General features: G+C 67.3%; 23 protein-coding genes. 8 read left to right on the forward strand and 15 right to left on the reverse strand.

Going from position 1 to position 25,495, the window contains the following annotated elements:
• Window positions 1-138 precede the first annotated feature (138 nt).
• Window positions 139-1,653, forward strand: coding sequence for a helix-turn-helix transcriptional regulator (locus KTR40_RS02980; RefSeq protein WP_228405227.1), 1,515 nt, complete (start codon window positions 139-141; stop codon window positions 1,651-1,653).
• A 111-nt stretch (window positions 1,654-1,764) separates the two neighbouring features.
• Here KTR40_RS02980 and KTR40_RS02985 read toward each other — a convergent pair whose 3' ends face one another.
• Genes KTR40_RS02985 through KTR40_RS02995 form a run of 3 tightly spaced genes read right to left on the reverse strand, consistent with a single transcriptional unit; the run spans window position 1,765 to window position 4,908 of the window.
• Complete coding sequence (locus KTR40_RS02985) at window positions 1,765-2,796, reverse strand: TAXI family TRAP transporter solute-binding subunit (RefSeq protein ID WP_228405228.1); 1,032 nt, start codon at window positions 2,794-2,796, stop codon at window positions 1,765-1,767.
• Window positions 2,789-4,243: a HAMP domain-containing sensor histidine kinase gene (locus KTR40_RS02990; protein WP_228405229.1), complete on the reverse strand. Its 1,455-nt coding sequence runs from the start codon at window positions 4,241-4,243 to the stop codon at window positions 2,789-2,791. The genes KTR40_RS02985 and KTR40_RS02990 overlap by 8 nt, the downstream gene beginning before the upstream one ends.
• Entirely contained in the window at window positions 4,240-4,908 is a 669-nt protein-coding gene (locus KTR40_RS02995) for a response regulator transcription factor (protein WP_013599763.1), read from the reverse strand. Before KTR40_RS02995 ends, KTR40_RS02990 begins: the two co-directional genes overlap by 4 nt.
• A gap of 349 nt (window positions 4,909-5,257) precedes the next feature.
• Between KTR40_RS02995 and KTR40_RS03000 the strand changes: the two genes are divergently transcribed.
• Both KTR40_RS03000 and KTR40_RS03005 read left to right on the forward strand, forming a co-directional pair.
• A complete protein-coding gene (locus tag KTR40_RS03000) occupies window positions 5,258-6,664 on the forward strand; it encodes an MFS transporter (RefSeq protein WP_228405230.1) in 1,407 nt (468 codons plus the stop codon).
• 362 nt (window positions 6,665-7,026) lie between these two features.
• Window positions 7,027-8,304, forward strand: coding sequence for a serpin family protein (locus KTR40_RS03005; RefSeq protein WP_228406000.1), 1,278 nt, complete (start codon window positions 7,027-7,029; stop codon window positions 8,302-8,304).
• Between the two features lie 152 nt (window positions 8,305-8,456).
• Here the strand turns inward: KTR40_RS03005 and KTR40_RS03010 are convergent, their stop codons facing one another.
• Window positions 8,457-9,326: a hydroxymethylpyrimidine/phosphomethylpyrimidine kinase gene (locus tag KTR40_RS03010; RefSeq protein WP_228405231.1), complete on the reverse strand. Its 870-nt coding sequence runs from the start codon at window positions 9,324-9,326 to the stop codon at window positions 8,457-8,459.
• A gap of 194 nt (window positions 9,327-9,520) precedes the next feature.
• On the opposite strand from KTR40_RS03010, the gene KTR40_RS03015 reads away from it, so the two are divergent.
• Window positions 9,521-10,261 carry a queuosine precursor transporter gene (locus KTR40_RS03015; protein WP_228405232.1) on the forward strand — a complete coding sequence of 247 codons (741 nt, stop codon included), beginning with the start codon at window positions 9,521-9,523 and terminating at the stop codon, window positions 10,259-10,261.
• Window positions 10,262-10,320: 59 nt separating this feature from the next.
• On the opposite strand, the gene KTR40_RS03020 is transcribed toward KTR40_RS03015, so the two are convergent.
• The 6 genes from KTR40_RS03020 to KTR40_RS03045 all read right to left on the reverse strand — a co-directional run bounded on the left by KTR40_RS03020 (window position 10,321) and on the right by KTR40_RS03045 (window position 15,821).
• Complete coding sequence (locus KTR40_RS03020) at window positions 10,321-11,070, reverse strand: dienelactone hydrolase family protein (protein WP_139027918.1); 750 nt, start codon at window positions 11,068-11,070, stop codon at window positions 10,321-10,323.
• 43 nt (window positions 11,071-11,113) lie between these two features.
• Entirely contained in the window at window positions 11,114-12,463 is a 1,350-nt protein-coding gene (tgt, locus tag KTR40_RS03025) for a tRNA guanosine(34) transglycosylase Tgt (RefSeq protein WP_370633161.1), read from the reverse strand.
• Between the two features lie 69 nt (window positions 12,464-12,532).
• Window positions 12,533-13,261, reverse strand: a complete 729-nt coding sequence (locus KTR40_RS03030; RefSeq protein WP_228405233.1) for an SRPBCC domain-containing protein — start codon at window positions 13,259-13,261, stop codon at window positions 12,533-12,535.
• A gap of 84 nt (window positions 13,262-13,345) precedes the next feature.
• Window positions 13,346-14,365 (reverse strand): DUF6707 family protein, encoded by a 1,020-nt coding sequence (locus KTR40_RS03035; protein WP_228405234.1) that lies wholly within the window; start codon window positions 14,363-14,365, stop codon window positions 13,346-13,348.
• A gap of 88 nt (window positions 14,366-14,453) precedes the next feature.
• Window positions 14,454-14,993: an NUDIX hydrolase family protein gene (locus KTR40_RS03040; RefSeq protein WP_139027921.1), complete on the reverse strand. Its 540-nt coding sequence runs from the start codon at window positions 14,991-14,993 to the stop codon at window positions 14,454-14,456.
• Window positions 14,994-15,086: 93 nt separating this feature from the next.
• Complete coding sequence (locus KTR40_RS03045) at window positions 15,087-15,821, reverse strand: VOC family protein (RefSeq protein ID WP_228405235.1); 735 nt, start codon at window positions 15,819-15,821, stop codon at window positions 15,087-15,089.
• Between the two features lie 105 nt (window positions 15,822-15,926).
• Between KTR40_RS03045 and KTR40_RS03050 the strand changes: the two genes are divergently transcribed.
• Window positions 15,927-16,526: a YdeI family protein gene (locus tag KTR40_RS03050; RefSeq protein WP_228405236.1), complete on the forward strand. Its 600-nt coding sequence runs from the start codon at window positions 15,927-15,929 to the stop codon at window positions 16,524-16,526.
• Between the two features lie 96 nt (window positions 16,527-16,622).
• On the opposite strand, the gene KTR40_RS03055 is transcribed toward KTR40_RS03050, so the two are convergent.
• The 4 genes from KTR40_RS03055 to KTR40_RS03070 form a co-directional block, all read right to left on the reverse strand.
• A complete protein-coding gene (locus KTR40_RS03055) occupies window positions 16,623-17,780 on the reverse strand; it encodes an ABC transporter ATP-binding protein (RefSeq protein ID WP_228405237.1) in 1,158 nt (385 codons plus the stop codon).
• Window positions 17,777-19,366 carry an iron ABC transporter permease gene (locus tag KTR40_RS03060; RefSeq protein ID WP_228405238.1) on the reverse strand — a complete coding sequence of 530 codons (1,590 nt, stop codon included), beginning with the start codon at window positions 19,364-19,366 and terminating at the stop codon, window positions 17,777-17,779. The genes KTR40_RS03055 and KTR40_RS03060 overlap by 4 nt, the downstream gene beginning before the upstream one ends.
• A gap of 4 nt (window positions 19,367-19,370) precedes the next feature.
• Entirely contained in the window at window positions 19,371-20,423 is a 1,053-nt protein-coding gene (locus KTR40_RS03065; RefSeq protein WP_228405239.1) for an iron ABC transporter substrate-binding protein, read from the reverse strand.
• A 164-nt stretch (window positions 20,424-20,587) separates the two neighbouring features.
• On the reverse strand, window positions 20,588-21,802 hold the full coding sequence (locus KTR40_RS03070; RefSeq protein WP_228405240.1) for a glycoside hydrolase family 76 protein: 1,215 nt from the start codon (window positions 21,800-21,802) through the stop codon (window positions 20,588-20,590).
• Window positions 21,803-21,937: 135 nt separating this feature from the next.
• On the opposite strand from KTR40_RS03070, the gene KTR40_RS03075 reads away from it, so the two are divergent.
• Both KTR40_RS03075 and KTR40_RS03080 read left to right on the forward strand, forming a co-directional pair.
• Window positions 21,938-22,732: a 3-hydroxyacyl-CoA dehydrogenase gene (locus tag KTR40_RS03075; RefSeq protein ID WP_228405241.1), complete on the forward strand. Its 795-nt coding sequence runs from the start codon at window positions 21,938-21,940 to the stop codon at window positions 22,730-22,732.
• Between the two features lie 11 nt (window positions 22,733-22,743).
• Window positions 22,744-23,949, forward strand: coding sequence for an acyl-CoA dehydrogenase family protein (locus tag KTR40_RS03080; RefSeq protein ID WP_228406004.1), 1,206 nt, complete (start codon window positions 22,744-22,746; stop codon window positions 23,947-23,949).
• Here KTR40_RS03080 and KTR40_RS03085 read toward each other — a convergent pair.
• The gene (locus KTR40_RS03085; protein ID WP_228405242.1) at window positions 23,946-24,773 is read right to left on the reverse strand and encodes a DUF1684 domain-containing protein; all 828 of its coding nucleotides are present in this window, start codon (window positions 24,771-24,773) and stop codon (window positions 23,946-23,948) included. The genes KTR40_RS03080 and KTR40_RS03085 overlap by 4 nt on opposite strands.
• Window positions 24,774-24,876: 103 nt before the next feature.
• Between KTR40_RS03085 and KTR40_RS03090 the strand changes: the two genes are divergently transcribed.
• Window positions 24,877-25,422 (forward strand): hypothetical protein, encoded by a 546-nt coding sequence (locus tag KTR40_RS03090; protein ID WP_228405243.1) that lies wholly within the window; start codon window positions 24,877-24,879, stop codon window positions 25,420-25,422.
• Window positions 25,423-25,495 lie beyond the last annotated feature (73 nt).

Below are 25,495 nucleotides of genomic sequence, written 5' to 3' on the forward strand. Positions count from 1 at the left end.
TTGATTGAGCTCCGGAGGTGGTAGGTGGGAACCGCGTCGTTGAGGTTCCCACCGGCTTTTCCGGTGCGGTGTTTCTTTCCGTGACACTTACTTTTCCGCACTTCTAAGAGGCTTTCTAGAGAAAAATGCTGGAAAGAAATGCAGTTCTTCACGTATTCTTTAGAAATGTCGCCTGGAAGCTGGAACCGCGAAGCCGCACCGCCCCAACCGTCCGCAGCGTCTGCCGGACTGGACGTCATTAGCCTGGGCCGCCGGGTGCGCCATCTCCGCAAGCAGGCGGGACTGACCCTCGATGACCTCAGCGCCGCCGTCGGCACCGCGCCCAGCCAGCTGAGCCTGATCGAGAACGGTAAGCGGGAACCGAAGCTGGGGCTGCTGCAGCACCTGGCGTCCGCCCTCAACGTCAGCATCGACCAACTGCTTGGCGCCGAACCTCCTAGCCGCCGGGCCGCCCTGGAGATCGAGCTGGAACGTTATCAGCGCAGCTCGCTCTACGGGACGCTGAACCTGCCCAGGATCCGCATCAGCTCGCGGTTGCCGCTGGATGTGCTGGAGACCCAGGTGGGGCTGCTGCACGAGCTGGAGCGGAAGATGAACGAGCAGGTGGCTACCCCTGAGGAAGCACGCCGTGCGAACGGTGAGCTGCGGGCCATGATGCGCGAGCGCGGCAACTACTTCCCGGAATACGAGGCCGAGGCGCAAAAGGTACTCAAGGGGGTCGGCTACACCACCGGGCCGCTCAGCCAGCACGTCATCGCGGACATCGCCGAGAACCTCGGATTTACCCTGCACCACGTTGGCGACCTGCCGCATTCCACCCGGTCAGTCACGGATTTGAAGAACCGCAGAATTTACCTGACCCAGAACCAGCGCCAGGACCACGACCCCCGTTCGGTGCTGCTCCAGGCCTTGGGCCACTACGTGCTGGGGCACGAAACCCCGAAGAACTACGGCGACTTCCTGGCCCAGCGTGTGGCAACGAACTATTTCGCCGCAGCCCTCCTGCTGCCGGAAAAGGCAACCCTGGATTTTTTGCAGAAAGCCAAGGCTGCCAAGGAAATCGCCGTGGAGGACATCCGCGACGCCTTTGCGGTGTCCTACGAAACCGCGGCACACCGGTTCACCAACCTGGCCACCCAGCATCTGGGCATCACCACGCATTTCCAGAAGACGCACCAGAGCGGGATCATCTACAAGGCATACGAGAACGACGGCGTGGCGTTTCCCCAGGACCATACCGGCGCCATCGAGGGCCAGCCGTCGTGCAAGGCCTGGACATCCCGGGCAGTGTTCGACGTCCCGGACAAGTTCAGCGCCTACAGCCAGTACACGGACACGCCGTCGGGGACGTACTGGTGCACCGCCCGCACCGAACGGTCCGCCAGCGGCGAGTTCTCGTTGAGCATCGGGGTCCCGTACCAGCATGTGAAGTGGTTCCGCGGGCGAGAAACGACCGCGCGGGCGAAATCCACCTGCCCGGATCCGAACTGCTGCAAACGGCCGCCCGCCGAGCTCGCCTCTGAGTGGGCCGGCAACGCCTGGCCGTCGGCGCGCGCTCATTCGCACCTGCTCGCAGCCATGCCTCCAGGCGCCTTCCCCGGCGTCGATGAAACCGAGGTGTACAGCTTCCTGCAGGCGCACTCAGGAGCGTGACCCGCGACGCTCCCTCACTTGATGCGGGTTTTCACCGGACGCTCTCTCACTTTCTTCAGGAAAGTGAGAGAGTGTCCTTGGGTTTACCGCATTAAGTGAGAGAGCGTTGGGTCACCCGTGCAGCTCGCGGTAAGCGTCCGCCGCCGCCGGGTGCAGCGGAATGCCGGCCGTGTTGATCAGGGAATCCGGGCTCAGGAACTGGACTCCCAGGCTCGAGCGGGGGATGAGCTCCTCCGCGTGGCCCACCAGCAGTTCCACGCTCCGTTTCACAGTGCGGGCGTCCAGGTCGCCCCGGCACAGCAGCAGGTTGGTCACCCCCACCGTCCAGACGGCAGGGACCCCATCGTAGGCTCCCGCCGGAATCAGGACCCGGTCATAGAAAACGCCGTACTTCGACCGCAGCGCCGGCAGCAACGGGGAAAGGTCCAGGAAACTGAGGCCCACGTCGTCATGGGCCGCCGCGATGGCGGCCGTGGGAACGCCCCCGGACCAGAAAAGGGCGTCCACTGACCCCTCGCGCAGCGCCGCGAGGCCGTCATTGAGTCCCAGGTTCAGGACGGTGACGGCTTGTCCGGCATCCGCCCCGGCATCCGCCCTCGCGGCCCCGCCGCCGGCGGCGACGGAACCAAGCCCGGCAGCCTCAAGGAGGCGGGGAGTGGTGAGGGACGTCCCCGAACCTGGCTCGCCCACAGCCACCGTCCTGCCGGCCAGCTCCGCAATGCCCCGGATGCCGCTGGACCTCCGGACCACGCAATGGACGTAGTTCTCGTACACGCGCCCGAGGGCCGTGATGCCGGCGTCGGACGGGCCCTTCCCTGCTTCCCTCTGCGCGGCGGCATCAGCCAGGGCGACGGCGAACGTGGCTTGCCCGCCAACGAGGAGCCCGAGGTTGTCCAGGCTGCCGCCGGTGGTCAGCGCAGTGGCATGCCGGGCCACGCCGTGGCGCTGCAGGGACGCGGCAAGCAGGGTGGCAAACTCCAGGTAGAAGCCGCCCGGTTCGCCGCCCGCAACAGTGACAGCCTCCGGGCTGTCCTCCTGGCTGCAGGCGGCAAGCGCCGGCAGCAGCAGTCCGGCAAGCCCTGCGGCCACGCCGGCCCTGAGGGCTTCGCGTCTCGACGGCGGGCTAAGGCGAAAGTCAGGCATGCGGCGCCTCCTGTCCCCTGGCTGCAGGGCCTTGGCTTTCAGGGACCCGGGGAAATTCGAGGAACGCCGCCAGGCCGTGCGGCTGTGCCTCTCGGAGCAGCAGGCGTCCGCCGTTGGCTGCCGCCAGCTTCTCGACGATGGTCATGCCAAGGCCGTTGCCGCTCACGTCCCGGTGCTTCGGTGAGCGCCAAAAGCGCTGTGTGGCTGCTGTCCTCTCCTCGGACGAAAGCCCTGGCCCGTCGTCGAACACTTCGATCACCACGGCGGCGCCGCGTACACGGACGGCAACTGATATCCGTGCCCGGCCGGCATATTTGATCGCGTTGTTCAGCAGTTCCCCGGCCATCTGCGCCAGGTCCCCCGCGTCGCAGGCAATCAGCGCCGGCTGCCCGGGTGGCTTGCCGAAGTCGATGAAGGCGCCGGCGCGGCGCGCGGCAGGTCCTGCCCGTTCGGCCTCTTCCTGCAGGACAGGGACCGGATCAATGGGCGGCCGGTGCCGCCGGGAAGGCGCGCCACCGGGTGTGCCGGCGGAGCCCTCGAAGGCCCGGTGCTCTGCGGCGGCGAGCCTGAGGACGCCGTCGAGGATCTCCTCCACCCTTTCGAGTTCAGTCTCGACGGCGGATGCGGCGGCCTTTTCCCGGTCGGTTTCCAGTTCCAGCCGCAGCAAATCGACGCGCAGCCGCAGGGCGCCGACTGGGTTGCGCAGTTCGTGGGAGGTGTCCGCAATGAGCTGGCGCTGCGCTTCGATGCTGTCGCTGACGCTTTGTGCCATCGCCGTGAACGAACGGCTCAGTTCCCGCAGCTCCGGCGGCCCTTCTTCCGGCAGCCGGCTGCTCCTGCCGGTGGTTTCAAGTTCGGCGACGGCGGCGTTGAGGCGGTGGACCGGGCGCAGCACCCAGCGGGTCACCCGGGCCGCGCCGATGAGGAGCATCGCCGTGAGGGCCGCCGCGGCCAGTCCGACGCCGAGCCACCGTTCGCGGAGTTTCTGCCGGGCAGCGTCCTGGTTGACTTCCAGGACGGCCGCGCCGAGCACCTGGCTGGCGCTTCCAAACGAGCGGGAGATCACCTCGGAGCCTGTGCCGAACGGTTGCAGCGGCGCCAAGGTGGTGTCATTCAGGTTCAGGCTGGCCCTGGCCAGGGCATTCCGCACATCTGCCCGGTCCTCGCTCAGGCCACCGGAGCGCAGGGTGCCCTGCTGGAGCCGGATCAGGACTCCTTCCGCATAGAGCTCGGAGTACCTGTCCATTTCGGCCTGCAGTTGGGTGGAGTCACCTCCCTCCGTACCGGCGTCGAACGCCACCTGCGCCAGCCTGTTGAGGGCAGTTGCCCTGTTGATCTGGAGTTCCTGGGTGAGTTCCCGGCTGGCGGAGGCCAGGAGGGCATTGGAGGCGATGAGCACCAGGAGGATGGAAAGGACGCTCAGGATCCCGAGGACGCGGAGCTTCACGCAGGGCCCGCCTCGACCCGGTAGCCGACCCCGCGGACGTTGATAATGAACCCCGGCAGCTGCAGCTTGGACCTGAGCCCGGTCAGGTGCACGTCCAGTGACCGCGAAGAGGCCAGGAACGCATCGCCCCACAGGGCGTCCAGGATCTGTTCCCGGGTCACAACTGACCCCGCATGGCTGGCCAATAGGGCCAGCAGGTCGAATTCCGTGGCGGTCAGGGGGAGCACGTGCGCGCCGAGGACTGCCAGGCGGCGTTCGAGGTCCACCTCGAGTTCCCCCAGCACGATCCGCCGCTGCGCGTTGCCGGGCGCGCGGCCGGCCCGCCTGGTGACGGCTTCGATACGGGCCAGGAGCTCCACCAGCTTTACCGGCTTGACGAGGTAGTCGTCCGCCCCGGAACGGAGGCCAAGGACCACGCTGCGTTCGTCGTCGCGCGCTGTGAGGATGAGGATGGGAACGTCCGTGACCTGCCGAAGCTTCCGGAGTACCTCCAGGCCGTCCATGTCGGGCAGTCCCAGGTCCAGCAGGATCACGCCGAAGCGCCGGTGTTCCAGGAGTGCATCGGCGCCCCGGGAAACCCTGGCGGATGTATGTCCGGCGGAAACCACGGCCGCCCCGAGGGCGGATGCCATGGCGTCGTCGTCCTCGACGATCAGCACATCCATTGCCAGTTCCTGTTCCGTTGGGCGGCTTCCGCAGCCAGGGACGCGATTTCCCCTGCCTGCCTTTGGAGGTTACCCCTTCCGCCTGTTTTCCGCGGGGTCGGGAGCGCGGCACGCCACCGCCGGCCAGGACTAGCGAGGCACGCCACCTCGCGGGGAAAACCTAAGGAAGTGTTAGGAAATCCGTTTCCGCTTGGGCTGTGCGCTGGCTCACCAATAGCTTTAGTGGGGTCCCCAGGCTTCCAGGGGACGTTCAACGTCGAGGAGGAACCATGAGCAATGCTGCCATGGACAGCATGAAAGTCAGGCCGGGGCGCACAGCCGGGGCCGCGCAGCCAAGGAAGGTTCAGCGATGAGCACCCAGCAAACGGCGGCTGTGAGTGAGTCGGCCCAGACCCGGCGGGCGGTCAGCAACATCCTCAAGGGCTCTGCCGGCAACCTGGTGGAGTGGTACGACCTGTACGTCTACACGGTCTTCGCCGCGTACTTCCAGTCCCACTTCTTCAACTCCAAGGACGACCTCCAGGCGGGCCTGGAAGCGATGGCCGTCTTCTCGACGTCGTTCCTCATGCGGCCCATCGGCGCCTGGTTCTTCGGCAGGTACGCAGACCGCAAGGGCCGCAAGGCCGCTCTGACCCTCAGCGTGACCCTGATGTCCGCGGGGTCGTTCGCCATCGCCATCCTGCCCACAACGGAGCAGGTGGGCGTCTGGGCACTGATCCTGCTGATCCTGATCCGCCTGGTCCAGGGCTTCTCGGTGGGCGGCGAGTACGGCACCAGCGCCACCTACATGTCGGAGGCCGCAACGTCCAGGCGACGCGGCTTGTTCTCCAGCTTCCAGTACGTCACCCTGATCGGCGGCCAGATGCTGGCCCTGCTGGTCCTGGTGATCCTGCAGAACGCCATGCCCAAGGAAGACCTGACGGAATGGGGCTGGCGGATTCCGTTTGCCCTGGGCGGCGTCGCGGCCCTTGTGGTCCTCTGGCTCCGGCGCTCAATGGAAGAGACCGTTTCGGAGGAGCAGGTCCAGGCGGCAAAGACCCCGGCCGGGATTGGAGTTGCCCAGCCCGGCACCATGAAGCTGCTGTTCACCCAGTACTGGAAGCCGCTGCTGGTCTGCATCGGCGTCACCCTCGGCGGCACCGTGGCGTTCTACACCTACACCAACTTCATCCTGAAGTTCATGAACGATACCTCCGGCATCGCCAAGACCGACACCTCGGTGATCAACTTCTGGGCGCTGTTCATCTTCATGCTCCTGCAGCCGGTGTACGGCATGATTTCGGACAAGGTGGGCCGCAAGCCGCTGCTGCTGTGGTTCGGCATCACCGGCGTCCTGTTCACCTGGCCGCTGCTCTCCACCCTGTCCAACACCAAGGACCCCTTCACGGCCTTCCTGCTGATGATGGGTGGCCTGGTGATCGTGGGCGGCTACACCTCCATCAACGCCCTGGTGAAGGCCGAACTGTTCCCGGCCTCCATCCGCGCCCTTGGAGTCGGCCTGGGTTACGCGATTGCGAACTCGCTGTTCGGCGGGACCGTTCCGCTCATCGGCGCAGCCTTCCAGAAGGCCGAGCGGGTTGACCTGTTCTTCACTTACGTCACCGTGGCCATTGCCCTCTCGCTGCTGGTGTACATCTTTGCGCTGAAGAACAAGAAGGCAACCCACCTGGACCAGGAGCAGGGCCATGCGTGGGTGCAGGAGCGCAAGGACGGCGACAAGGACGGCGACAAGGACAAGGACCTGCTGGGCGTCTAGCATCCGGGGGCGCACCTTCGGAAGGTGAGATGACGACGGCGGGTGACCACCCGCCGTCGTCCGCCACCGCGCCAGGACGCTCTATCACTTGCTGCGGAAAATCCCGGGACGCTCTCTCACTCTCATCAGGAAAGTGAGAGAGCGTCCCGGGATTTCCAGCGTTAAGTGAGAGAGGGTCGCGTGGGGGCACGGCGGGCCCTCGGGGGGCGCGAGACCAAATCGAATGCAAAGCGTGACCCTGCCGGCATCGTCACGCGCCGCCGTCGCTGTTTCACTGGGAGGAGGCGGGTCCCCGCCTTGGCGTGCCGGGGGAGGCAACAGAGGTGTTTCGTTTTCAGCGGATGGTTGCGTTGGGTGCCCTGATGGGACTGGCAGGGTGTGCGGCGCCTGCCCCGCCTCCGGCTCCGCCGGAGCTCCTCAGGGCCGACGGCGTCGAGCGGGTCTCGGTGGACCGTGCGGACTACGCCGCTGAACTGCGCTCCTTCCGGGCTTCAGCGCTCGTCCTCGGAGGGGCGTTGCTGGCCGACGGCGGCGACGGCGCCAGCGGGAACGTGGTGTCCTCGCCGGGGAGCCTCCTGATTGCCCTCGCCATGCTCCGTGCGGGTGCCGCCGGCGGGACCGCGGCCGAGATGGACAGCGTCCTGCGATTTCCCGCCGGGAAGCGCGATGAGGCCATGAACTCGGTCCTCCGCTCCCTCGAAAAGTTCGACGGTGACCCCGGCACCGTGGATGAGGACAACCCGCCGCGGAGACCGGTCATGCACCCGGCTAACGGGCTGTTCGTCGATAAGGGCGTGCCTACCGGGCAGTCCTTCCTGGACACGCTGGCCCGGCACTATGGAACCGGCGTATATCCCGTGGATTTCAGCGATGAGGCTGCAACGAAGCCCGCCATGGATGCCTGGGTGAACAGGAACACCGGCGGCCGGATCAAGGAAGCCCCGGCGCAGTACGACCCCGACAACACCTTCAGCCTGCTCAACTCCTTGTACTTCGCCTCCGCCTGGAGCACGCCGTTCGATCCGAACGCCACCTCCGACCTGCCCTTCACAACGGCCGCGGGCGAGGAAATCGCTGCGCCGGCCATGCACAACGAACTCATGATGAAGTATGCGGAAGGGGCCGGCTGGCAGGGTGTGGATCTTCCCTATGCCGACGGTTTCGTCATGCGGCTGGTCCTGCCCGCGGAGACCTCCCCTCCAGCTGACACAGCTGCTTCCACCGACGCTCCCGCCCCTGCGGCCTTCGCAGCGGAGAAACTGACGGAAATCGCGGACACGTTTGATGCGGCCCAGCCTGCGTCAGTCCGGATCCAGCTGCCGCGCTGGGACCACAGGTCCAGTTTTGACCTCCGCAAGGTCTTCGAGGCGCTGGGCCTGGAACAGATGCTCGGCACCACAGAGGACTTCAACAGCATCCAGCCGCAGATGATGATCACCCAGGCCGCGCAGGCTGCCAACATCACGGTGGCCGAAAAGGGCACCATTGCCGCCGCGGTGACCCAGATGAATGGAATGGCCACCAGTGCCCCGCCGGAGCCCGAGCGGACCATCGATTTCGACCGTCCGTTCCACTACCAGATCGTCCACGTCGAAACCGGGCTGCCGCTGTTCATGGGAACTGTGGCCGACCCGAGGTGAATGAACGCCCCGGAGCCGGCCCGCCGTCGTCCCCGCCCCTCAGACGCTCTATCAGCTAATGCGGGAAAACACGGAACCCTCCCGCACCGACTGCAGGAGGGTTCCGGTAAAACGCGCATTAAGTGAGAGAGCGTCCGGGGTGGGGCGGGGGGTCAGCGGGCGCCGCCCTGCCAGAGGGCGTCGAAGGGGGCGCCCGAGGCCACGCGGTTGCGGATGCCCGCGGTGACGAACTGCTTGGCCGTCCGGGCAGCCTCCAGCGGGGTGGCGCCCTTCGCGAGTTCCGCCGTCACGGCCGCGGCCAGCGAGCAGCCGGCACCCGAAACCGCCACCTCGCCCACCTTGGGCGCGCGCAGTACCTCAAGGGTCTCGCCGTCATAGAAGACGTCGACGGCGTCCGGGCCTTCCAGCCGCACCCCGCCCTTGGCGAGTACTGCGGCGCCGCTGAGCTCGTGGATGCGGATGGCGGCGGCCTTCAGGGACTCGACATCCGTAATGTCCAGGCCGGACAGCGACTCGGCCTCGAAGTGGTTCGGTGTGACGAACGTGGCCAGCGGCAGGATCTGCGCCTTCAGGGCCTGGTCCGTGTCCAGGGCGTGGCCGGGCTCCTGGCCCTTGCAGATCAGCACCGGGTCCAGGACCACGTTGTCGAACTGGCTGGCGGCCAGGGCGCCGGCAACCGTGGCGATGGTGGCGGGGCTGCCCAGCATGCCGATCTTCACCGTGTCCAGCACCGGACGGCCGGGCACCGAAGAAGCGGACGACGGACCGTATGCCGCCGTCGTCGCTTCCAGCTGGTCAGCGATCACCTGCTGGTCCACCGGCACGAAGCGGTGGTTCCAGCTGTCGTTCGGGTTGAACGAGACGATGCAGGTGAGGTTGGCGATACCGAAGACACCGAGCTCCTGGAAGGTTTTCAGGTCCGCCTGGGCGCCGGCGCCGCCGGTGGCCTCGGACCCTGCAATGGTCAGGACAACTGCGGGAGCTGCGGCGGACTGGGGTGCGTCAACGGAAACGGAAGTCATGGCACTATCCTGCCATCCGTCGTCGGGCGCTCATTGCCGTGCTCTCTGGTCCGCCGTGCTGACCGCTGCCTGGTATTCGATGGGAGAATTGGGCGGACAGTGCTAATACAGCCGGCGCCCCGCACGATTTTCCTGACGGTGCAGTTTCCTGACGGTGCGGTGCTCCGCGCGAACCACTACGAACGGACTTTCCCATGCCCCCAGCCCCAGGCCAGAACGCCCTGCCCGCAGCGCCTTCCCACCCCGCCCTTAGGTTTGCCTCGATCGGCTCCCCGTACTTCGGCATCATGCTGGCGGTCATGGCCGTTGTGCTGATCCTGTCCAACATCGGTGCGTCCAAGGGCGTGGCCATCGGGCCGATCATCACGGACGGCGGGTTCTTCCTCTTCCCGCTGGCCTACATCCTGGGCGACGTCATCAGCGAGGTCTACGGCTTCAAGGTGGCCCGCAAAGCCATCCTCACCACCTTCGCGCTGTCCGTCTTCGCGTCCCTCTGTTACTGGGCGATCATCGCCCTGCCCGGGTTCGATGACGAGTTCGGGACGTCCAAGCAGGCCGCCCTGGAGGGCGCCCTGGGGCCGGTGCCGCAGATCGTGCTGGCTTCGCTGCTGGCATTCCTCGCCGGGCAGACCATCAACTCCTGGATCCTGGTACGGATGAAGGCCCGCACCGGCGAGAAGTCCTTGTGGGCCCGCATCATGGGTTCGTCTGTGGCCGGCGAGTTCGTGGACACCCTGATCTTCTGCAGCATCGCCGCGCCTGTCATCGGGATCACCGACGCCGCCACCTTCGTGAACTACGTGCTGGTGGGCTTTGTGTACAAGACCCTGGTGGAGTTCATCCTGGTCCCGGTGACGTCCCTGGTGATCGGCTGGGTGAAGAAGCGGGAACCCAGCTACGGTGCCCCGGCGGCGGCCGTGACGAACGCCGCGTAGCTGCCGCCCGGCGTCGTACCTTCCCGCTGCCGCGGAAGACCAGCCGCGGCGGCGAAGCCTCAGCCCTTCAGTGTCCGGTCCAGCAGGGCACGCAGCTCCCGGAAGTGCCGCTCGGTGGCGGCCTCGTGGAAGGCTGAGGTGTCCGCCATTGAGTAGCCGTGGGATGCGCCGCGGTAGACCTCGTTGGACGCTGTGAGTCCTGCGGCCTTCAGGGCTTTGCCCAGCCGGGCCACGGCGTCAGCGTCCATACTCCGGTCGTGGTCGGCGTGGCCGAATACGAACTGCGCCCGGGCCCGCCCGAGCCCCAGGTGCGGGCTGTCCGGTTCGTCCGTCGCCAGCCCGCCCCCGTGGAAGCCGCCGCAGGCCGCCACTGCCTCCGGGTGGGCTGTGGCGGTGCGCACCGCCAGCCTGGCTCCCATGCAGTAGCCGAAGGTGCCAATGGGACCCGGCGCGACGCCGTCGAGCGCCCTGAGCGCTGCCACCCAGGCATCGATGTCCGCCAGTGCCTTGCCCGCGGTGAGGCGGCCGATCCGGGGGAATGCCGCCTGGCCGGCCGCCTGCCTCCCCTCCGGCGTGGCCATGTCCCCCTTCGGGGCCAGCTCGGCAACCGTCCCGTCCCGGTAGAAGACGTTCGGGGCAAGGACTACGTAGCCCCAGTCGGCAACACGCTGCGCCATCTCCTCGATGCGCGGGCGGAGGCCGAAGGCGTCCATGTACAGGATTACGCCGGGGAACGGCCCGCCGCCGCTGGACGGACGGGCCACCAGCGCTTCCGCGGTGCCGTCCGGGGCAGGGATTTCAAGGAGCATGGGGTCAGGATATCGGACGCATTTCCCGACGGCGGCGTGCCTGCTAGCGGTAGTACCGCGCCAAGGTTTCGGCTTTGAAGTCGAAGAACGTTCCGTCCTCGATGGCCAGGCGGGCGTCGTCAACCATCTTCACCACGAACCGCTCGTTGTGGATGGAGATCAGCGTGGCCGAGAGCATTTCCTTGGCTTTGAACAGGTGGTGGATATAGGCCCGGGAGTAGTTGGCGCAGGCGTAGCAGTCGCAGCCGTCCTGGAGGGGGCCGAAATCGCGTTTGTACTTGGCGCCGGACAGGTTGAAGCGCCCGAAAGGTGTGTAGAACGCGGAGTTGCGCGCCACGCGGGTGGGGGAGACGCAGTCGAAGGTGTCAGCGCCGTTTTCGATGGCCGTGAAGATGTCATCCGGTTCGGAGATGCCCAGCAGGTGCCGGGGCTTGTCCTCGGGCAGCTCCTCGTTGCACCACCGGACGATTGTGCCGAGGTTCTCCTTCTCCAGCGCCCCGCCGATCCCGAACCCGTCGAACGGCATGGCGCCCAGGTCCCGGCAGGCTTTCCGGCGCAGATCCTCGTACTGCGCCCCCTGGATCACGCCGAACAGGGCCTGGTACGGCTTGCCTGCCCGGGAGGTGGTCAGCCGGAAGTGCTCTTCGAGGCAGCGCAGTGCCCACAGCCGGGTGCGCTCCAGGGACTCCTCCTGGTAGCCGCGGGAGTTCTGCAGGGTGGTCAGCTCGTCGAAGGCGAACATGATGTCCGCTCCGATCTGGTGCTGGACCTGCATGGAGATTTCCGGGGAGAACCGGTGCCGGTCGCCGTTGAGGTGGCTCTTGAACCACACGCCGTCGTCGTCGATGTGGGCCAGCCGCTCCTTGCCCGGGGCCACGGCGTCATCCGGGCCGGGGGCGCCCGCGGCAGCAACGGTCTTCATGTCGATGACCTTCTTGAACCCTGAGCCCAGGCTCATCACCTGGAATCCGCCCGAGTCCGTGAACGTGGGGCCCTGCCAGTTCATGAACGCACCCAGGCCGCCCGCCGCGTCCAGGATGTCCGCACCGGGCTGCAAGTACAGGTGGTAGGCGTTGGCCAGGAGCGCCTGTGCCCCCAGGTCGGCCATGGCCTCGGGCAGCACGGACTTTACTGTCGCCTTGGTTCCCACGGCGATGAACGCCGGGGTCTGGATCTCGCCGTGGGGCGTGGTGATGGTGCCGGTGCGTCCCAGGAACCGGCCGCCGTTGGACGCCTCCTGCGCGGCCGACGGCGGGCAGCTCTCCGCCAGGCGGGTCCCTACCCGGAACGAAAATTCCGACTGCCGCGCCCGTGCCTCATCCGCGGCAGTGCGCGGGCCCGGTTCGAACGGGATGTCTGCAGGGCGTGGAGCAGGGGCGGGGTTGGCTGGCACCGTACAAGTGTGCCAGCAAGCAGCCCCGTCCCGGCAACCGGACCCGCAACCGGACCGGCAACCGTCCGGTCAGCTGACCGGTTCCGAGGCGGGGTAGTTCTCAGCCCGCCAGGCATCCCAGGACGAGCGGATGGCATCCAGCCGGGCGGCGCCCAGGTCGTATGTCGAGGCGATGACCAGGGATCCTTCACCCTCCTCGCGCACGTCCTTGATGGCGGGGTGGTCGGCCACCACCAGGAGCCCCTCGCCGTGTTCGGCGTAGCTGTGGACAGTGAGGCCCACCTGGTGGCTGGTCCGGTACCAGACCTTCCCGCTGATCGCCTCGCCGGTGCCCAGCGTCAGCTCGTAGGGCTTGCCCGGCTCCGGAAGGTCGGCCAGGCCGAGCTTCTCGATCGCGGAGCCCTGCCCTTCCGTCAGGTGCAGGAACAGCGTGTGGCGCTTGCCGTGCGGGTGGCGTTCCAGGGCGAAACGGAGCTGCTGGAGGAACGTAAGCCAGCCCTGGGTGATGTCCTCGTCCCAGGCGGCCCACTCGGAGTCGTGGTCCAGGGCACCCCGCGTCACGCTGACCCGGGTTCCATTGGGCTCGGGATGAAGCTCAAAGGTGTCCCCGCCGTGGACGGTGAGGCTGGTGTGGTCCGGCGACTCCTGGACATCATCGGAGAAGTAGATCTCCTTGATCTCGGCGTCCAGGTCTTCAGCCTGCCAGCCATGCCATTGGGCTACTTTGGACGGTTCCCGCAGCATGGTCCAGACCTGCGGCGCGTCGGCGTTGATCACTACGCTCAGATTGTTGGTCATAGCCCCGAATGTACAACTCCGGCCGGGTGCCGGGTAGGGGGCAAATTACCTAACCCGGCACATCGCCCGGGGGCGGGCGCATCCTCACCCGCGGACAGCCTCCAACTCGTTGCTGATACGCCGCTCGAGTTCGCCGGTCCCGATGGTTTCCGAGCCCCCGTGGGCGCGCAGGAACAGCAGGGATTCGAGCCTCAGGAGGCGCCATTCCCGCTCGGCGTCGTGGTTGGAGTTGTCGATGGAGCGGAAGATTTCCTTGTCATACAGGTTGGGCTCGTTGAGCGAGCGCTGCCGGACCTTGGCCGCCATCCTGGCCTTGAATGGATCGGTTTCCTGGTTTTCGGGCGTGCGGATCAGCTTCTCGTACACCTCCGCCCGTTCCGCCTGGCCGTCCTGCCGGCAGATGTAGCTGGACAGCGCCAGGGACGCCTCCACGGATGCCCACCGGCCCGGGTTCCCGTCGAACGGCAGGACGTTGAGGAGGTCGGCGACGGCCAGTGCGCCGTCGGCGTCCTTGAGGGTGATGAACAGTTCGTGGGCGAGGTCGCTCAGGTCCTTCAGGCAGCTCCCCGACTTGAAGTTGACACCCTTGGCCAGCCGGTCCGCCAGCAGCAGCACGCCCTGGGCATCAGGATGCATTTCCGCAGCGGCTTCCACCACTGCTTCCGGTGTGCCCTGCGGTGCGGGAATCAGGGCCAGGTCCTCTTCGCTGGGTCCGCTCACCGCCGGCGGGACGGGCGGGAGGGGAGGTACGACGACGGCGGGGGCGGCGGCAGCGGGCGCAGGCTCTTCGCCGGGCTGCTTGGCCTGTGCCTGCCCCGCATCTCCCGCTGCCGGGGCAGGAAGGCCTGCTGCCTGCGGAAGCTGCGTGACGGCGTGGGACTCTTCTTCCAGCACCGTGACGGTGGTGCCGACCGCGATGCGGAGGGTACCGCCGCCGGAAAGGCTGGCGAGGACCAGCGCAGGGGCCCCGAAATCGTCCCGTTCGAGCTCAACCTGGTGGATCTCGGCCGTCCGCTCGCCGTCGGGCAGGACAATGTGGTTGCCGGTCGTCAGGGATCCAGCCTGCTGTTCAAGATGGTGACGGGCGGCTGGTGTTTCGGTCATGGGAGTCCTTAAGTTCTCTTGCGGTCCGCCCTACAGTCTACAAACGCGGGCCCGTAAAATCGGGGACCCCCAGTTGGCGGCAGGGGTGTCAGAAGCCCACGCCGGCGAAGGCCAGGGCCTGGCGGATGAGGGCGCCGCGGCCGCCGGCAAACTCCATCTGGACGCCCGGGCTGAGGACTTCCTCGGGGGTCATCCAGGTCAGTTCCAGGGCGTCCTGGCGGGGTTCGCATTCACCAGTAACGGGGATGACATAGGCCAGCGCCACGGCGTGTTGCCGCTCATCCGTGAAACCGGTCTGGGACGGGGCCGGGAAGTATTCGGCCACGGTGAACGGCACCGGGCTGATGGGCAGCTGCGGGAAGGCCAGCGGGCCAAGGTCCTTTTCCATGTGCCGCAGCAGGGCGGCGCGGATGGTTTCCCGGTAGATGACGCGGCCCGACACCAGGGACCGGACCATGGTCCCGTCCTCGTCGGCCTGGAGCAGGGTTCCCACTTCGTTCACGAAGCCCAGGGGGTCCAGCCTGACCGGCACTGCCTCCACGTACACCATGGGCAGCCGCCCGCGTGCCTCAAAAAGGTCTTCTTCGGAGAGCCAGCCGGGATTCGGATCAGGTGTGCGCACGTTCATGGTTAAGTTCTACCCCATGGGACCCCGCTGGCAGGGCGAGGCTAAGCTGGCGGCGGAATGCGTCGGTGCCGCCCTGTCGCGTGGCACGGCCGGTCACCCGTGGTGGCGCCCGGCGATCCAGAGGGTGGCCGGTACGTGCGCAACGCCTGGCCCGCCTGCGTCGGGGTTGGCAACGTGGAGGGTGCGTCCGAACGCCTCCTCCGTCAGGCTCACCTGCACACCTGCCGAGGCGAGGCGTTCCCGCAAAGGTTCCAGCGCGCCGTCGTACTCGAAGCCCAGTCCTGCACGTGCCGGCCCGGAAGCCGGCCGCACCATCAGGACTCCGCCATTCTTGGCGGAAAAGTCGGCGGTGTCGTCCTGGTCCGGAACCGGGCGCGGGCGTGCCCCCAGATGCTGCAGCGTACGGGCAGCGGCCGTGGGGTCCTCGGTAAACCAGACTCCGGCGACGGCCAGGGCAGGGTCGGCGTCGGCGCACTGCGCAAAGTGGGATGCCTTGTCCGCGAGGAAGCTGAAGCCGTCGGGGCCGGTGATTCTGCAGGCCTCGCCGTGGTCCGCGGTGACGAGCTCCGCGGGCGTGGCGCCGTCCTCCGCTGCCGCAAGGTTGGTCCGCCGGGCGAATTCGGCGAGGTCTCCCACCTCCACCGCCAACGCGGTGGTGCCGTCCTCAGTTGCACCTGCGGCCACGGTGTGGAGCGCAAGGCGGCCGGAACCGGCGTCGAAAACCTGCCACCCGGCGTCGTTCTCGGTAATGGCCATGCCCAACGCGGTGAGGAGCGTTTCCCAGGGGCCGGGCCTGGAGGTGAAATGAAGGGGGCGGACGCGGAGCATGGCTTGTCCTTCGGGTCGGAACGGGACGCTTAGCCCCATACTGCCACGTGGGCCGGCGGCTGTCTTGGCGCTTGTCCCGGTGTGCTGCAGGAGCACAATAGGGGCATGGCCGTTGAACTTGAGGAACTGCTGCTGCCGGATGCGGCGGCATGGCGCAGCTGGCTCGAAGCGAACCACGGCACCAGCCCCGGCGTGTGGCTGGTCCTGCACAAAAAGGGCGGAAACGTGACTGAACTGGACTATGCCGCAGCGCTGGACGAGGCACTGTGCTTTGGCTGGATCGATGGCCAGACGCGCCGCCGTGATGAGCACACGTCGCTCCAGCGGATGACGCCCCGGACCCGGAGGAGTCCGTGGTCGGCACGGAACGTGGGACACGTGGCGCGGCTGGATGCGGCGGGAAAGATGACCGACGCCGGATGGGCAGCCGTGAACGCAGCGAAGGCCGACGGGCGCTGGGCAAACGCCTATGGCGGACAGGCGGTGGCTGAAGTCCCGGCGGACCTGGCGGCCGCTATTGCTGCAGTTCCCGCCGCCCAGGCGATGTTCGACGTCCTCACCAAGACAAACCGGTTCGCACTGATTTACCGCGTCAACTCCGCTGTGCAGGCTGCTACCCGGGCGCGGCGGATCGCCGGGTTCGTGGAGATGCTGGCGCGTGGCGAGGCTCCGTTCCCGCAGAAGAAGCGTCCCGGCGACGGCTGACCCGCCGCTCCCCAACTGACCCGCCCCTCCCCAACTAGGTAGCGCTAAGTGTCGTTTTGAAGCTCCAGAACGACACTTAGCGCTACCTAGTTGGGGTCAGTCGTCCAGGGGGAACGCCACGCCTTCGCCCACCACGCGCAGGCAGAGCTCCATGCCGGGCCGGGCGATGGAGGCGTTCCAGTGCCGGATGGTGATGATCTCGCCGCCGCCGGGGTAGCGGTGGTCCGGGATGGAGGCCAGCTGCGGCGGGACGGAGAGCTTCAGGCGCACGGTGGTCTCGGGACCGAAGTAGTCGGTGTCCACCACCACGCCCCGGATGTTTCCGCCCTCGGCAATCCTGATCTGCTCGGGCCGCAGCATCAGCTGTACCCTGCCCTGCGCCGGCGGCCGGCGGACGGGGATCGCGCCGAGCGAGCAAGTGGCCAGGGAGCCCTCCAGCCAGGCGTCCAGGATGACCGCGTCCCCGAGGAATTCGGCCGTGGCCCGGTCCGCCGGCCGCGTATACACCACGAATGGGTTGCCGATCTGGGCGAGTTTGCCGCCGCGCATCACAGCCACCTGGTCCGCGAAGGACAGCGCCTCGGCCTGGTCATGGGTCACCAGGATGGTGGTGACCCCGGCCTCGTTCAGGACCTTGGCCACCGCACGGCGGGTGGCCACCCTGAGGCCGGCGTCGAGTGCCGAGAAGGGCTCATCGAGGAGCATCAGTTCCGGTTCGCGCGCCAGGGCCCGGGCCAGGGCAACCCGCTGCTGCTGCCCGCCGGAGAGCTGGTGCGGGCGGCGCTTGGCCATCGCCGGGTCCAGTGACACCATCTCCAGCAGTTCGCTGATCCGTGCGGGCACAGCGCGCCGGCCGCCGGGCAGGCGGTCCGGGTCAAGCCCGAAGGCGACGTTCTGCCCCACGCTCAGGTGCGGGAACAGGGCGCCGTCCTGGGCCACATACCCGATGTGCCGTTTGTGCGCAGGCACCCACACGCCGTCGCCTGCCACCTTGGTGCCGTTCAGCGCGATGGTGCCCGTCTCGGGGTGCTCGAACCCGGCAATCAGCCGCAGCAGGGTGGTCTTGCCCGATCCGGACGGGCCCACGATTGCCGTGGTTCCGCCCTTGGCAACGGAGAGGTTGACACCCTTCAGGACGGCCTGGCTGCCGAAATTCTTGGTGACGTCCGCGATCTCCAGGTGGCTGTTGGTGGTGGGCGCCACGGACGGCGCGACCCGCGGCTCCGGCAGCCTCGAAGGGGCTTGTTCTGTCACTGTCCGGCTACTTTCTTGGACTGCTGGAAAAGGAGGTAGGTCATCGGCGCGGAGAGCAGGATCATCAACAGCGCGTACGGCGCGGCACCGGCGTAGTCGATCTCGCTGCTCTTGCTCCAAAACTCGGTGGCAAGGGTGCGCGTTCCGTTGGGGGACAGCAGCAGGGTGGCGGTGAGCTCGTTCGCGATGGCCAGGAAGACGAGTGCCGCGCCTCCCGCGGCGGCCGGTGCCGTAAGCCGCAGCGTGACACGGATGAAGGACACCAGCGGAGGCTTGCCCAATGCCTGGGCGGCCTCATCCAGTTCCTTGGGAGCCTGTGCCAGGCCTGCCCTGAGGTTCACCAGGGCCCGCGGCAGGAACAGCAGGACGTAGGCCGCCACCAGCACCCCTGCGGTCTGGTAGACCCCCGGCACGATCCGGATGCTCACCGTGACGAAGGCCAGGCCCACCACGATGCCGGGGAGGGAACTGGTGATGTAGTTGGAGAGCTCCAGGGACTTGCTGAACCAGCCGGGGTGGCGGACAGCCAGGTAGGCCATCGGAAACGCCACCACGATGGTGGCCAAGGCTCCGGCCAGCCCGTAGCCGAGCGTAGTGAGGAGGGCCGGCAGGAACTCGTCAGCGGCCCACGCGGCCGTTCCGCCGGAGACCACCCAGCGCAGCACAAAAAACAGGGGGAGGCCGAAGGCCAGTGCCGCGAGTGCCAGCAGGAACAGCTGGGCCGGAAGCTGGTAGGCGTGCAGCGGCAGGCGCAGCGCCTTGGCCTGCGCGCCGGGGCCGATGCGGGCGTACCGGGCATTGCCGCGGCTCCTGACTTCCGCCAGCAGCAGGAGGAGGCAGAAGAACACCAGCACGCTTGCCAGCATGTTCCCGGCAGCCCCGTTAAACGTTGACTGGTACTGCACCATGATCGCCGTGGTGAAGGTGTCGAAGCGGATCATGGCGAACGCCCCGTACTCGGCCAGCAGGTGCAGGGCCACCAGGAGCGCCCCGCCGGTCATGGCAATACGGAGCTGGGGGAGGACTACCCGGAAGAAGGCCTTCCAGGCGCCGAGGCCCAGTGCGGCGGCCGACTGCTCGATGGCAGGGTCCAGGCGGCTGAGCGCGGCAGCGGCGGGAATGTACACCAGCGGGAAGTAGGAGAGCGTGGCGATCAGCACCCCCGAGCCCAGGCCGCCGAGCGACGGGATTGCCGAGACCCAGGCATAGCTGTTGACGAACGCCGGGATGGCCAGCGGCGCGGCCAGGAGCACGGCCCAGATCTTTGCACCCCGAAGAGTTGTGCGTTCCACGAGCCATGCCCCTGCAACACCCAGGACAAGGCACAGCGGGACGGTGATCGCCATGAGCAGGAGCGTGTTGAGCAGCAGTTCGGCCACGCGCGGCCGGAAGATGAGTTCGACGGCGGTGTCCCAGCCGGTTGCCGCGGTCATGTAGACCACGTAGCCCAGCGGAACGAGCGAAAACAGGGCAATCAGGACCGCCAGGGCGGATACCGCGGAAACGCCGAAAGGCGGGCGGGGGCTGCTGCCCCGGCCCGCCGTCGTCGAGCGCCCCCGAGGGGGAGCCGAGAGATCAGGAGTCACGGAATTAGAGGAGTCCTGCCGCGGTCATCAGGTCGGTGACCTTTGCGGAGTTGAGCTTGGCCGGATCGACGGTGGGGGCCTGCAGTTCCGCGATCGGAACCAGCTTCTCGTTGGCCGGTACATCCGAGGCGATGGCGTACTCGAACGACGTGCCGTTCTTCAGGACTTCCTGGCCCTTCTTGCCCGTGATGAACTTCAGGAACGCCTGTGCATCAGCAGCCTTCTTGGAGGACTTGAGGACGCCGCCGCCGGACACGGAGATGAAGGCGCCCGGATCCTGGTTCTTGAAGTAGTACGGGCTCACGTTCTTGGAGTTCTCGCCGGTCTTGGCCTGGTCGCCGTAGTAGTAGTAGTGGTAGATCAGGGCGGCATCCACTTCACCGGCGTTGACGGCCTTCATGGCGGTGCTGTTGCCCTTGTAGGCCTTGTAGTTTTCCTTCATGCCCTTGAGCCACTCCTCCGTGGCGGCCTCACCCTTGAGTTCCAGCAGCGCCGAAACGATGGCCTGGAAGTCGGCGCCGGACGGGGAAGCAGCCCACTTGCCCTTCCACTCCGGGGTGGCCAGGTCCAGCATGGACTTGGGCAGCTTGTCTTCCGTCAGCTTGTTCTTGTCGTACACCAGGACGGTGGAGCGGGCTGCGATGCCGGTCCACTTGCCGGTGGAGGGACGGAACTCTGCAGGCACCTGCGCAATGGTGGCCGCATCCACGTCAGCGAACAGGCCGGCGTTCTCAACCTGGGTCATGGCAGGGGAGTTCTCCGTCAGGAAAACGTCAGCGGGGGACGCGTCGCCTTCCTGGATGATCTGGTTGGACAGCTCGGTGTCCGATCCCTGGCGCATGGTGACCTTGATGCCGGTCTCCGCCGTGAAGGCGTCGATCCATTCCTTGGTCAGGCTCTCGTGCTGGGCGTTGTAGACGGTGATGCCGTCCGAGTCCCCGCCGGCGGAGGACGAGCCGGTGGCTGCCGGAGTGGAACCGCCGCCGCAGGCGGTCAGTCCGAGTGCTGCGGTGGCGGCGAGCGCGATGCCGGCCAGGGCGCTGTTGCGGATCTTCATGGAGGGGCTGCTTTCTGGGAAAAAAGTCAACGGGACCGGAGTCCTTATGGGCCAAGGATTCAGGAGGCCTACGTGGAAAAGCGTAGGTTAGCCATACCTAAGCCACCAAGCCGCACGCCCTGTATGTGAGCAGGATCACAACAATTACGGAACTGTTGCGTGCCCTAATTGCCGGTGCTGTACGGGAGCGTTGCCGCGGCCTCCAGTGCCATCCACGCCTGCAGCTGGGTCGAAAGTTCGACGACGGCGCCCGCGGGATAGGTTTCCCGTGCCGGCTTTGCAGCATGCATGGAGAAAATGCCCGCGCTGTGTTTTCCGTGAGCCTCGCCGGCCGCGAGGGGGCGCCTTCCGTCCCAGAAGGCCGCAGCGGTGTTGGCCACCAGCGTGGCGGCGGTGCGGCGGGTGTGCGCGGAAAGCCGGGAGTCGGCCGCCGCGAGGGCCAGGTAGCGGCAGAGGATTCCGGTGAACAGGCCCCCGTCTCCTGTTCCCTCGCACCGCAGGACGCGGCCCTCGCCGGCGGGTGGCGTGGCGGGAACCGTCAGCAGCCGGTCCACTGCGTCCACCACCACGGCTGCCCGGGCCAGGTTCGCTTCCCCGCCCTGTTCCAGGAGGGCGCCAAGGACGGGGCCCTGGTTGTAGGTGTAGACCGCCCGTTCCACTACCACTTCCCCGGCGGGGTTCAGCCGTGCACCATCGAGGTACAGGCCCTGGTCCGGGTCAAAGAGGGTGGCGTCCAGCCAGTCCAGGAGCGCCTGCGCCTTCCCGGGGTGGCCCGTCCGGGCGAAGTGAAGGGCGATGGGCGCCGTGGCCGGGGTGTTCTTGAAATCCCGCGCCTTGCTCCAGAAGGCACCGCCGCCCATGTCACTTGTGCAGGCAGCCTCGAACTGTCGCGTGAGGGACTTTCGGACGTGCGCGTTGCGCCTGCGCCCCGGCGCGCCGGTCTCTTCGGCAAGCTTGTCGAGCCGGTGGGTGGCAAGCGCCAGCCAGGCCATGTCGTCGTAATAGTTGTTGACGAAGGTGAAGGCGTTCCGCAGCCAAATGCCGGTGACCAGGCGGGAGGCGAGCCGCCCGGCGCTGGGGTGGTCCGGGCCGTTGTACCTCGCGGCCGGGGTGGCGCGGTGGCCCAGTTCGCGCCGCCCGGCATCCACCAGGCAGTCAACGTAGTGGGCCTGCCACCAGTAATGCCAAGGGCCCAGGAGCGCGCCCCTTGGATCCCGGCGCCAGGAAGGTGGGGGCCACTGCACGGCGCCGAGATGGGTGCCCGGCAGGAAAAGAAGCCTCCTGCCATGGAGCGCGGTCACCGATCGGGCAGCTTCGGTTGCCCTGCCATGCCACGGGGAAAGATCCTGGCGGGCAGGGGCGGGATCCGGGCGCGTCATGCGTTCCACCCTAACCCCGCTTGACTTGCCTGCGCGGGAAGCCCCTGGTGATGCGGGCCTCCCGGATTTCAGTTAACATGCACTAACTAACCTGCGCGGCCGCCCTGCCGTGGGGGCCCGCATCAAGGAGGATGTATGGACGTCAATGGCACTGTGGCGCTGGTGACCGGGGGTGCCTCCGGCCTGGGGGCGGCGACTGCCCGGCGCCTGTTTCGGGACGGCGCTTCCGTAGTGCTGGTTGACCTCCCGTCCTCGGCAGGGGCTGCCCTCGCGGAAGAACTGAACCAGTCCTGCGCTCCCGGCAGGTCCGCCGCCTTTTCACCGGCGGACGTGACCAGCGAGTCCCAAGTGCAGGCCGCCGTCGACACGGCCGTCCGCCTTGGTCCGCTGCGGATCGTGGTGAACTGCGCCGGGATCGCCACCCCCGGAAAGGTCCTGGGCCGGGACGGCGTGCTTCCGCTCGAGGCCTTCGGCCGGGTGGTCCAGGTGAACCTCCTTGGCACGTTCAATGTGCTGCGGCTCGCGGCGGCGGCAATGGTAGCCACCGAGCCGGCCGGGACGGCACTGGGCGGACCGGAACGCGGCGTCATCATCAACACCGCCTCGGTTGCGGCCTTCGAGGGCCAGATCGGCCAGCCCGCGTATGCGGCATCGAAGGGTGCGGTGGCGGCCATGACGCTGCCCATCGCCCGGGAACTGGCGCGCTCGCTGGTCCGGGTGGTCACCATCGCCCCGGGCATCTTCGAGACGCCCATGATGGCCGGCCTCCCGCAGGAGGCCCAGGACTCATTGGGTGCCCAGGTTCCGCACCCCTCCCGGCTGGGCAGGCCCGATGAGTACGCAAACCTGGTGGCGCACATCGTGGACAACGCCATGCTGAACGGGGAGACCATCCGCCTGGACGGTGCCATCCGGATGGGCCCGAAGTGACTGCGCACGGGATGGAGGACGGCAGCCTGCCGGAGCTGCCCTCCGCGGACTTTTTCGCCTTTGAATCCCTGCTGGGCCAAAAGGAACGGGACAAGCTCGCCGAACTGCGGAATTTCCTGGCCGCCGAGATTGCGCCGTACGCAGGGGACTGGTGGAACAAGGCCGAATTCCCCGCACACATCCTGCCCAAACTGGCTGCCCTTGGACTGAGCACGCCCGCCAAGCGCGGCTACAGCAACCTGTTTGCCGGTTTGGTCATTGCCGAGATGACGCGCGTTGACACCTCGATCGCCACCTTCTTCCTGGTCCACCACGACCTGTTCGTCCAGGCCCTGTACGACTTCGGCAGTGAGGACCAGAAGCGGCGGCTGCTGGCGGACGCCTCGAATTTGCGCATCACGGGTGCCTTCGCCCTGACTGAGCCCAGCCATGGTTCGGACGTGGCAGGCGGCATGGAGACGCGCGCCAGGCGCATTTCGTCCGCAACAGGCGAGGCGGACGACGGCGGTGATGCCTGGGTGCTGAACGGCGCGAAGCGATGGATCGGCAACGGGACGTTCTGCGACTACCTGCTGGTGTGGGCGCTGGATGAGGCGGACGGCTCGGTCCGCGGGTTCATCGTGGACGCCACCTTGCCGGGCGTCACCCGGACCCGGATCGAAAACAAGATTGCGCTGCGGACGGTGCAGAACGCGGACATCCTCCTGGCGGACGTCCGGGTGGCTGAGGCGGACCGGTTCGGGTCCGTCAGCAGCTTCGAGGACACCAAGGAGCTTTTGCGGGGCTCGCGGATCATGGTCGCGTGGCAGGCCGTGGGCCAGCAGCTTGCCGCGTTCGACGTCGCCCGGCAGTACGCCGTGGAGCGCCGGCAGTTCGGCCGCCCGCTGGCGCAGTTCCAGCTGATCCAGCAGCAGCTCGTGACCATGCTCGGCAACGCCGTAGCGAGCATGGGCATGATGGCCGGACTGGCGCGCCTGCAGGATGACGGCGCCGCCGACATGCCGCAGGTAGCGCTCGCGAAGTCATACCTGAGCTCGCGGATGCGGGAAACCGTGGCTATGGGCAGGTCCATCCTGGGCGGCAACGGGATAGTGACTGATTACCGCATGGCCAAGATCTTTTCCGACGCCGAGGCCATCTACACCTACGAAGGCTCCTTCGAGATCAACACCCTGATTGCCGGCCGCGCCATCACCGGGGTTTCGGCAATCGCCTAGCTTTCGCGCGGGTAGGGCAGCTTCTCGCCGGCCTCCACGCGCACGTCCAGCGAGTTGTTCTTCACCGGCATGGGGCAGGTGCCGTACGGGGTGAAGGCGCTGGGGTAGTTGATGGCACGGTTGAAATCCAGGACCACGGAGTTATCCGGGCGCGGCCGGGGCAGGGAGAGCTTCCGCCAGTCATCGGTGCTTTCGCCGTTGGTTTCATCATGGAAGGTGACGGTGAGTGCGCCGAGCTTTTCTTCCTCGGCCTGAAGCCGGAACTCGTGGCTGCTGCCGGGAACGCGGAACACCACCTCGCCCACGCTGCGGTGGATGCCGTCCACCAGGGGGTTGGCCGTGGCGATGGGCACATCCACAGGTTCGGGATAGGGCTCGAACCGGCCGGTGACTTCCCACTCGGGGTTGTAGGGGAAGGTGGGAACGCCGCCGAATTCCGTGAGGACGGGCGAGCCCGAGTCCCGGGTGCGGATGGCGTAGCGGCCGGCCCGCATGGCGAGTTCCACCACCACCTGGTCACCGCCGGCGCCGCCGAACTGCACCCACATCAGGGACTCCTCGTCGGCGAGCACGGCGCTGATGGTCCCGGTGACCGCTTCGCCTGTCTCCACCAGGGACAGTCCGTCGGCGGGCACTGCGGTGAGTGCCGCCGTCGTACCATCCGTGGACCACAGGCCCGGTGCCAGGTCGACGGCGGCGGGGGAGTCCTCCAGCCACTGGAACGAGGTGAGGGTCAGCCAGCCGTGGCGGGCGGCGAGGGCCTTGTTGCGGTTGTCGCGGAAGCGCTGCCAGCGCTCCAGCCTGGCGGCGGGGACGGTACTCATGGTTCCTTTCACACGAGGGTTGCCCACGCTACAACCTCCCTGCGCCGGCGTTCATTCCGGCCGATTTCCACTTTGCTGCGGTCCGCCCTGTTCAATAGGTGGGGTGGACATCCTTGCGGGCGTAAGCAGCGACTGGCTGAAGGCACTGACGTGGATCACGGCGGTGGTGGCCGGCGTGGCGCTGCTGCTGTGGCGGACCCCGCGGCCCGACCTGGCTGTGCTGGGCGCGGTGGGGGTCTTTATGGCCGCGAACGTGGGCGCGGGGATCTATGTCCTGAACCACCTGGGTGACGGCCGCTGGGGCGGGGATGCGCAGCCAAAGCTGAGCGCGCCGCCGCTCTCCGACACCCCGGTGGTGGGAAATTTCCTGGAGCCGCTGGAAGGGATGCTCGGCGGTGTGACAGACGGCGTCAATGAGTTCGTGGACTTCCGGTCAGCCCTTCCGGTGGCCCTTGATTTCTTTGCTGCCGCGGGCTGGGCGCTGGCCCTTTCCCTGCCCGTGGCCCTGGTTGCACTGGCGGCCGCGGCCAGGGCGGCACGGCGCAGCAGGGCAGAATTCACGGCCTACAAGACCGAAGTTGAACAGCTCCGCGCGGAGCTCGACCAGGTCAAGCGCCACGTCGGTTACCCGGCCGGCGACATTATCTGAGACGGATTCCCCGATGCCGCCGGAGTGCGGGTAGCATCTTTAGCTAGTTACGTGGCTCACAGTATCCAGCGCA

Source organism: Pseudarthrobacter sp. L1SW, from assembly GCF_020809045.1.
Taxonomy (GTDB): Bacteria; Actinomycetota; Actinomycetes; order Actinomycetales; family Micrococcaceae; genus Arthrobacter.

Coding starts and splice junctions, on each gene's coding strand:
- KTR40_RS02980 (WP_228405227.1), top strand. CDS start 139: ATGCAGTTCTTCACGTATTCTTTAGAAATGTCGCCTGGAAGCTGGAAC.
- KTR40_RS02985 (WP_228405228.1), bottom strand. CDS start 2,796: ATGCCTGACTTTCGCCTTAGCCCGCCGTCGAGACGCGAAGCCCTCAGG.
- KTR40_RS02995 (WP_013599763.1), bottom strand. CDS start 4,908: ATGGATGTGCTGATCGTCGAGGACGACGACGCCATGGCATCCGCCCTC.
- KTR40_RS03000 (WP_228405230.1), top strand. CDS start 5,258: ATGAGCACCCAGCAAACGGCGGCTGTGAGTGAGTCGGCCCAGACCCGG.
- KTR40_RS03005 (WP_228406000.1), top strand. CDS start 7,027: ATGGGACTGGCAGGGTGTGCGGCGCCTGCCCCGCCTCCGGCTCCGCCG.
- KTR40_RS03010 (WP_228405231.1), bottom strand. CDS start 9,326: ATGACTTCCGTTTCCGTTGACGCACCCCAGTCCGCCGCAGCTCCCGCA.
- KTR40_RS03015 (WP_228405232.1), top strand. CDS start 9,521: ATGCCCCCAGCCCCAGGCCAGAACGCCCTGCCCGCAGCGCCTTCCCAC.
- KTR40_RS03020 (WP_139027918.1), bottom strand. CDS start 11,070: ATGCTCCTTGAAATCCCTGCCCCGGACGGCACCGCGGAAGCGCTGGTG.
- KTR40_RS03030 (WP_228405233.1), bottom strand. CDS start 13,261: ATGACCAACAATCTGAGCGTAGTGATCAACGCCGACGCGCCGCAGGTC.
- KTR40_RS03035 (WP_228405234.1), bottom strand. CDS start 14,365: ATGACCGAAACACCAGCCGCCCGTCACCATCTTGAACAGCAGGCTGGA.
- KTR40_RS03040 (WP_139027921.1), bottom strand. CDS start 14,993: ATGAACGTGCGCACACCTGATCCGAATCCCGGCTGGCTCTCCGAAGAA.
- KTR40_RS03045 (WP_228405235.1), bottom strand. CDS start 15,821: ATGCTCCGCGTCCGCCCCCTTCATTTCACCTCCAGGCCCGGCCCCTGG.
- KTR40_RS03050 (WP_228405236.1), top strand. CDS start 15,927: ATGGCCGTTGAACTTGAGGAACTGCTGCTGCCGGATGCGGCGGCATGG.
- KTR40_RS03065 (WP_228405239.1), bottom strand. CDS start 20,423: ATGAAGATCCGCAACAGCGCCCTGGCCGGCATCGCGCTCGCCGCCACC.
- KTR40_RS03070 (WP_228405240.1), bottom strand. CDS start 21,802: ATGACGCGCCCGGATCCCGCCCCTGCCCGCCAGGATCTTTCCCCGTGG.
- KTR40_RS03075 (WP_228405241.1), top strand. CDS start 21,938: ATGGACGTCAATGGCACTGTGGCGCTGGTGACCGGGGGTGCCTCCGGC.
- KTR40_RS03080 (WP_228406004.1), top strand. CDS start 22,744: ATGGAGGACGGCAGCCTGCCGGAGCTGCCCTCCGCGGACTTTTTCGCC.
- KTR40_RS03085 (WP_228405242.1), bottom strand. CDS start 24,773: ATGAGTACCGTCCCCGCCGCCAGGCTGGAGCGCTGGCAGCGCTTCCGC.